The sequence below is a fragment of the Streptomyces sp. NPDC031274 genome, assembly GCF_055570235.1.
On the sequence record NZ_JBVIHP010000378.1, the window covers coordinates 1 to 1,145 of the forward strand.

Annotated in this window: 1 pseudogene; it reads right to left on the minus strand. The window is 71.4% G+C overall.

Going from position 1 to position 1,145, the window contains the following annotated elements:
• Window positions 1-1,129, minus strand: a pseudogene (locus tag ACZ5CR_RS46510) (ABC transporter permease); the annotation flags it as partial.
• Window positions 1,130-1,145: the final 16 nt, after the last annotated feature.

The window sequence follows — 1,145 nt, forward strand, 5'->3', positions numbered from 1 at the left end:
TGGCGTACTGCTTGTCACGCTCGACCGCGCGCAGTGTCGTCACGTCGAGGAACGGGTCGACGTGGGCCGCGGTGTTGCGGATGTACTCCTCGGAGTCCCTGACGTCCGGGTCGACCTGGATCATCGCGGTCGTCGTGGCGTCGGCCAGCTTGGAGGTGTCGACCGCGCCGGGCGTCGCGTAGATGCCGTCGTGCAGGTCGCCGCCCGGGTCGGGGCGCGCCTTGACCGTGCGGGAGTCGGCGGGCAGCGTCCACGGGACGTGCCGGTGGCCGGACTCGTCCCAGCTGATGGAGTTCAGGTCGATCGGCTTGCCCGGACGGGCCGACTCGTCGACCCAGTTGTTCATCTCGGTGTCGCCGGTGTGCACGACGAAGGTGTCGCCGTCCTCGCACCTGCCGATCCGGGCCAGCTCGCGCAGGTTCGCGCAGGTGCCGACCGTCAGCTCCGTGGTGGGCCGCAGAGCGTCGGGGTTCTTCAGCTTGCCCGGCTTCACGACGTACGTGGAGACCGTGCCGATGACGTTCTTGACACCCTTGGTCGTGCGGAACTTGTCGATCATCCGCTCGGCGAGGTCGCCGTCGCCGACGTCCGCCCTGACCACCAGCTTGGCGCGGCCCGGGTCGTTGCCGGTCGTCCGGTTGAAGTCGTCGTTCATCGCGACGAACAGCATCTGCAGGGCGACGGCGCCCGCCACCGCGACGGTGATGCCGCTGACTGCGCGTGCCGCCGAACCGCTGCTCAACTGGAGCCTGCGGATGGCCAGTTGCCAGGGCACGGGGCCGCCGCCGCGCAGCCGGGCCACGCTCGCCTCGACGAGCCAGGGGAGCAGCGCGGCCAGGCCCACCAGGGTGAGCGTCGCGCCCGCGCCGATGGCGAAGACCGGCGGGGCCACGTTGCCCCCGACGTAGCCATTGACCACGTCGCCCCCGACAGTGCCCGAGGCCAGCAGGATCCCGAGGCCGAGGAGCGGCATCACGATGCGCCACCAGACGCGGCGCTTGCGCGGCTTGGTGCGGCGCACCACGCCGAGCGGCTCGATGGAGACGGCCCGCAGCGAGATCAGCGTGACCAGGACGGCCGTGACGGGCACGGCGAGCAGGACCAGTGCGGCGAGAGTGGGCACCGGCACCACGTCGGAGGGGAAG